This is a genomic window from Bacteroides sp. 2_2_4 (assembly GCF_000157055.1).
GTDB lineage: Bacteria > Bacteroidota > Bacteroidia > Bacteroidales > Bacteroidaceae > Bacteroides > Bacteroides ovatus.
Genome location: NZ_EQ973356.1, coordinates 462,389 through 468,644, shown reverse-complemented (window position 1 = coordinate 468,644; position 6,256 = coordinate 462,389). Strand labels below are relative to the sequence as shown.

Here is a 6,256-nt window from a genome sequence, read left to right as displayed (position 1 = left end):
GTAAGGAGCGCATCTTGTCCGCCTGTTTGTTCTCCATCTGTTCTTGTTCGTAAGCTGTCTTTTTATCGCTGATTATCCCGTCCCCTTTGGGTTGCGGAATATCGGCGTTAAAGCCGCCCACGCTTTCCACCTTTGCTTCGTTCTTTTCGGACGGTGCAAAAATCAGGTACATAGACCCCAAGAAAACCAGTCCCATAAGCGGGTAAACCAGCATCTTCTTCCGTTGCTGTATCTGTTGCGGGGTAAGTTCTTTTTTCGTTTTTTCCTCTTTCTTCCTGTCCGTTTCCGGTGCGGGAATTTCATTCTTCACTTCTTTTTCTTCCATTGTCTGACTGATTAAAAATGTTCGTACTGTCTTTACCTTGTAGCTGCAACTGCCTGATGTGTTCTATCCGCAGGATTTCGCCATCCTCTTTTCCTATCCGGTAAATGGATGATACCGTAAAGTAGATGGATAGCCCGCCGAAGAACAGGAGCATAAAGAGGATTACCGCCAGCCTTATTTCCGGTGTCATGCGCCCGCACAGGCGGCGGAGTTTTTCATCCGCCCAGTCCTGCACATAGGTAATCGCCTGATTCACCGGAGAGAGAATTTTTCCGTATCATGGCTTACCGCTTTATGGTGTTCAAGTCCTTGTTTTCCGTTATCTCGAAACTTTCCATGATAAAGCCGTGTGGGTTATTATCCGAGCGCACAGCGTTTAATAACCGGCAACGGGTGACAAGGCTTCTCTCCGTCACGCTGCTTTCACGGATAATCATTTGGCGGGCATAGGTAGCCACCGCATACGGGTACACATCGAAATTGCAAGAAACACTGTCTATCCGTATGGTCTGGCTGATATTGCCCGAAATGATACGGTTGTAATATCCCTTTTCCGAGAGGTCACGGTAATAGTTAAATGCGCTCTTGTCGGCAAGGAACAGCGACCGTTTGATATTGCTTTCGATAGCGTTCTTATCCGGGGACAATGTAAAAAAGAGTTCGTGAAAACGCTTCACGTGTTCCCTTGCTTCAACCGGACGGTTTTGTGTCAGGTCTTGCGAAAGCGCAAGCATCAACGATTTGCCACCGTCCAGCACATAAATCTTTTGCCGTTGCGCTTCGGCAAACGTGTAGGAGTTCCAAACGGCATAACCCGTTATCAGGGTACACATGACGACAAACACGATACCGAAAAGCCGTATCTGTTTGAAACTGGTTTCAATGTTCTTTAAACTTTTAAATTCCATCTTGATTTTTATTTATTGGTTACCTTTGATTAGTTTACCGCCGACCCTGCCGCCAGCGTTCCCGGTTGCTGCTCCGGCTACCGCCCCGGCAGCACCGCCTACTTTATTGGCTGAATTATTAATATTCCGGCTCATGTTACCCATTCCGCCCGCCTGAATAATCCAGTTTGATACGGTGGGGATGGTGAAGTAACCGATGATACCGATTATCATAAAAATTATGTACACTGAATTGCTGCTATCGGGTACGAAATTGGGGTCTGATAGCTCCTGAATATCCTTTTGCAACATAAGCACCTGTATTCGGGCAAGAATGGAACTGAACAGGTCTGAAACGGGCAGCCACAGGTAAACGGAAATGTACCTTGTTATCCATTGGGTCAGTGTCGCCTGAAAGCCATCATACACGCTGATGGCAAAGGCTATCGGCCCCAGTATGGCAAGGACAATCAAGAAAAAGGTTCGGATAGTATCTATCACAAGGGCTGCCGATTGAAAGAGCAGTTCCAAAAGTTCCCTGAACCAGTCCCGGACGGATTGCTTGATATTGTGGGCTGCCCTATCCATGTACATACCGCCCATTGTGGCAATATCTTTGGCAGACCATCCCAATTCGTCAATCTGTTTATCAAATGCTTCATCCGAAACAAGGTAAGCCGTTTCCGGGTTGCGTACCATCGCTTCATATTCCAGCTTGTCCTTTTGCGCCCGATAAGCGTTCATATCGAAAGTCTGCGTTTCGAGCATATTGTTACACCCTTTGACTACGGGTGACATCACGCTGTTAATCGTACCCAGTACGAATGTGGGGAAGAACATAATACAGAAGCCAACCACAAAGGGACGCAGAAGCGGGTAAACGTCTATCGGTTCGGCACTGGCGAGCGACTGCCATACTTTGGCAGCCACATAAAACAAAGCCCCCAGTCCCGCTATTCCTTTGGCTACCCCCGCCATGTTTACGCACAGCGGCATCATATCCGTATATAAGCTACGGAGTATTTGATGCAGGTTATCAAATTCGATTGCTAATAACATATCTTTGATTTATTAGAAGTTACCAGTAGCGTTCATCCGCCGAGCCGTAAAGAGCCATTACCCGGTCAGTGTCCTTTTTCTTTTTCGCCCGCAGGTAGGAAACGGAAATATTTTTGCGAGTGTAGTAACTCACCAAGTCCCGGTAATTCCTGATGGCGTTATACGTCCGGTCGATAACGTCCATCCGTTCCTTGTCCGACATGGAAAGCCCGTTGATGTTTACCACGCTTTTCATCTCTTCCAGCACATCGGAACTTTCCTGCAACAGTTGGGTATAGCCGTAGGCGATGGCTGAAAGTTCGTCCGGCGTATAGTTTTCATCCGAAAGCATCTTCTGAAAACTGTTCACATAGATGTCGGAAATCTCCCCGATAAGCAGGATGGACTTTTGCACTTTTCGGGCATCTTTGACAAGGTTATGCACGGATTTAAGCCTGTCGTAGTATTCCTTACCCTGTTGGTAAATCTTTACAGTTTCCTGAAAATTCTTTATCATGTTCTGTGCGGTGGATGATGTCTGCACGATATTCTTTGACGCATTGATAATCCCTTGCGCCAAGTTACCGGGGTCACTCACTACCCACTGTGCGTTTACCTTTCCGGTAAACAGGCTGCATACTACGAGCAGCATTATAATCTTTGTTCTCATACGCTTACTTCTTTATTGGTTGTTTACTCCGTTTATATTCTCCGCCGGGTGAAAGCAGAATCCGGCCGTTCTCCTTGTCGTAGGTCAGCAGGACGGAAAGCCCCGTTTCGATGAACAGGTTTCCGTCCTTTTCCGAAATCTGATAGGTTTCCGTTTGGATCGTCCCCCGGTAGGTCATTTTGCGGGTCGTTACCCTGTAATGCCCGTTTTCCTCAAAGAGGGTAAACGCCGGACGGTTTTTCACGCTTTCCCAGTCGCCACGCATCGCCCTAAGACGGTCGGCGTTCGTTTCCTTACAGGAGGAAAGCCCCAGTAACAAGGTGCATAACAGCACCGGAAACAAGAATTTTAAATGTTTCATACTGATTGATTATTAAATTGTTAATTGATTATTTTTCGGGATTGCGCTTGCTTTCGGCAAGCCGTTTGATAGCCAGTTCGAGATTTCCGCCTAACTTTTCGGACAAGGCGAAAAGTTCCATCTTTTCCGTTTCTTCCGTTGTGTATGTAAAATATTCGTCCAAACTCACTTCTGTGGCATATACGGCTGATTGTGTACCGCCCAAGCCTATCCAAACTTCCTTGTATTTCCGGCTGGGATGATTGGCAAGGTTGATGGAAAGCACCTGTGAACGTTCCTTGTCGGTCAGCCCCAAAAGGTTCTGTATGCTGTCGAACTTGTTCAGGTACTTTCTTTGGTCGAGCAGTATCTTACAATCCGAATTGTTTATAATACTCTCTTTTACAATGGGAGAAGAAATAATATCTTCCACTTCCTGTGTGACTACAATCGCTTCACCGAAATACTTTCTGACGGTTTTGTACAAATATTTTATGTAATCCGCCATATTCGCCGATGCAATTGCTTTCCACGCTTCCTCAATTAATATTAATTTCCTGATACCCTTTAGTTTACGCATCTTATTGATGAACACTTCCATGATGATAATCGTAGTAATCGGAAATAAAATTTTGTGGTCTTTGATATTATCCAACTCAAAGACAATGAAGCGTTTATGTAACAAATCAAGCTCCTTATCGGAGTTCAGCAGATAGTCGTATTCGCCCCCTTTGTAGTAAGGTTCTAATACATTCAGGAAATTGTCTATATCAAAATCCTTTTCCCGGACGTTCTTTTCTTGCAGGTGTTCCCGGTAATCGGTTTTCACATACTCGTAGAATGTATTAAAGCAGGGAGTAACCGAACTGTCCTTAGTAATCAGTTCGATATAGGAACTTACAGCGTTCGACAAAGCCACTTCTTCCGCCCGTGTGGGTGCTTCATCATCCCTTTTCCATAAGGTCAGGATAAGCGTTTTGATACTCTCTTTCTTTTCAATATCAAATACCCCATCTTCCACATAGAAAGGATTGAACGCTATCGGGTTTTCAGTGGTATAGGTGAAATATATCCCATCTTCCCCGTGCGTTTTCCGGTTTATCATTTCACACAGACCTAAATAACTGTTTCCGGTATCGACCAGCAGGACGTGCGCATTTTGTTCGTAATACTGGCGCACCATGTGGTTGGTAAAGAATGACTTGCCGCTACCACTCGGCCCAAGTATGAACTTGTTGCGATTGGTAATGATACCTTTTTTCATGGGCAGGTCTGATATGTCGATGTGCAACGGCTTTCCCGTGACCCTATCCACCATCTTGATACCAAAGGGTGAAAGCGAACTTTTGTAGTTCGTTTCTTCGGTGAACAGGCAAAGAGCCTGTTCGATAAATGTGTAGAAACTTTCTTCCGCCGGGAAGTCCGCCTGATTGCCGGGTATTCCCGCCCAAAACAGGGTCGGCGTGTCGATGGTGTTGTGGCGTGGCTTGCACTCCATAAGTGCGAGCTGTGACCCCACATCATTTTTAATGTGCTTCAATTCGTCCCGGTCGTCACTCCACGCCATGATATTGCAATGGCAACGGACGGAGATAAGCCCCTGTGAATGGGCTTCGTTCAAATATTCCTCAATCCAAGACTTGTTAATCTGATTAGCACGGCTGTATTTGGAAAGCGAGTGCATATTGCGAGCCATCTTTTCAAACTGTTTCAGGTTCTCCGTATGGTCGTCAATGAAGATATACTGGTTATAGATATGGTTACAGGAGAGCAGCACGCCCACCGGAGAAGCAAAAGATAACCTGCAATCGCTCCGGTCGGTGGATAGCTTTTCATAGCGGGTATCTGTTCCCACCTTGCCCGGCATATCTTCCGCATCCGAAAGGGTATGCAGACAAAGAATATCATCGCCAATCTTCATTTCGTCAGCACCCAGTGAAATATCTTTCAATGTGGTGGTGTCGGTCTGTGAGAGTGAAAAGTATTTTTCCACGATACCCGCCGTTTTACTTGTTCCGGTTATCTCGTCCGAAGTCAGGCGGGTAAGGGTAATGAAACCACTATCGTTCATAATGCTTTCAAACTGCCCCACCGCTTCGAGGAACTTTGTAACCGTTTCCCTGTCCCTTATCTCTTTGGGGACAAGGAAGCCCCGGCAAAGGGTGGAGAAATTACTCTGCATCCGGCTGCGTTCCTTTGTGGTTTTCGTCAGGAACAAATAGCAGGTATGGTTCAAGAACGGACGTTCATTGAAATGCCGTTCAAAGGAACGGGAAAGGAAACTCAAATCATCCTTTTGGATGTCGGACGCATAGTTTTCTTTGATGAACCAGTCCTGTTTGTGTACGATGCTGTAATCGGGCAGCACCTTTACCGCCTTGTTCCAAGCGGAATGTATCGCTTCGTATTCGGCTGCCGTGACGGTGAACAGTTCGGGCAGTTCCACCCGGAACGCCACCGTTATGTCGGCATCTTTGGAAACGATGCACCCGTTTTCCACCGTGAACAATGGAAACTTGTTTTCCAGCGTGGTAGCTTTTAATATATTTCTCATTTCGATGCTTGTTTCTGATTTTTAGTGAATAATCGGGATATGGCTTTTCGGTTGATGATATGGAAAGGGTGGCTTTTGCGTGCGGACAATTTCATTAACCCGTGTGTCCCGTACTTTTCGTTTAACCGGAATGTGAGCCATACAAGCAGCGTTGCCGAAGTAACGCCGAAGATGATGCACACCCATTGGTTAATGCCTACCATGTACATGATGATGAAAAGCACGAACAGGGCTAACAGCCCGCCCGCAAAAATGAAAAGATACTGGCTTTTCAACCCCTTAAACTCAACTGGCTTGCCTATTCCCCTGTTAATCGGATAGTCTGCCATAGTCCATTCTTTTAGAGGAAGAATGAACGCAGGATGGTGGCAGCCACAATCAGGAAGATACAAGCCCCGAACCATGAAGCCGCCGTTTTGCTGGTGTCGGGGTCTCCACTGCT

General features: G+C 46.2%; 8 protein-coding genes and 1 pseudogene. All 9 read right to left on the bottom strand.

What is annotated here, in order from left to right:
- Positions 1 to 325, bottom strand: a pseudogene (locus BSCG_RS0127235) (conjugative transposon protein TraM); the annotation flags it as partial.
- The gene (locus BSCG_RS22325) at positions 300 to 581 is read right to left on the bottom strand and encodes a TraL conjugative transposon family protein (RefSeq protein ID WP_008775042.1); all 282 of its coding nucleotides are present in this window, start codon (positions 579 to 581) and stop codon (positions 300 to 302) included. The gene BSCG_RS22325 and the pseudogene BSCG_RS0127235, both read right to left, overlap by 26 nt.
- A 28-nt stretch (positions 582 to 609) precedes the next feature.
- On the bottom strand, positions 610 to 1,233 hold the full coding sequence (gene traK / locus BSCG_RS22330; RefSeq protein ID WP_008775041.1) for a conjugative transposon protein TraK: 624 nt from the start codon (positions 1,231 to 1,233) through the stop codon (positions 610 to 612).
- A 12-nt stretch (positions 1,234 to 1,245) separates the two neighbouring features.
- Positions 1,246 to 2,271 (bottom strand): conjugative transposon protein TraJ, encoded by a 1,026-nt coding sequence (gene traJ, locus BSCG_RS22335; protein WP_008775040.1) that lies wholly within the window; start codon positions 2,269 to 2,271, stop codon positions 1,246 to 1,248.
- Between the two features lie 19 nt (positions 2,272 to 2,290).
- On the bottom strand, positions 2,291 to 2,920 hold the full coding sequence (locus tag BSCG_RS22340; protein ID WP_008775039.1) for a DUF4141 domain-containing protein: 630 nt from the start codon (positions 2,918 to 2,920) through the stop codon (positions 2,291 to 2,293).
- A gap of 4 nt (positions 2,921 to 2,924) precedes the next feature.
- Positions 2,925 to 3,281: a DUF3876 domain-containing protein gene (locus BSCG_RS22345; protein ID WP_008775038.1), complete on the bottom strand. Its 357-nt coding sequence runs from the start codon at positions 3,279 to 3,281 to the stop codon at positions 2,925 to 2,927.
- A 28-nt stretch (positions 3,282 to 3,309) separates the two neighbouring features.
- Positions 3,310 to 5,814, bottom strand: a complete 2,505-nt coding sequence (locus tag BSCG_RS22350; protein ID WP_008775037.1) for a TraG family conjugative transposon ATPase — start codon at positions 5,812 to 5,814, stop codon at positions 3,310 to 3,312.
- Positions 5,811 to 6,143 (bottom strand): DUF4133 domain-containing protein, encoded by a 333-nt coding sequence (locus BSCG_RS22355; RefSeq protein ID WP_008775036.1) that lies wholly within the window; start codon positions 6,141 to 6,143, stop codon positions 5,811 to 5,813. Before BSCG_RS22355 ends, BSCG_RS22350 begins: the two co-directional genes overlap by 4 nt.
- 11 nt (positions 6,144 to 6,154) lie before the next feature.
- On the bottom strand, positions 6,155 to 6,256 hold a 102-nt coding region (locus BSCG_RS28550), incomplete at its 5' end, for a DUF4134 family protein (protein WP_004315125.1).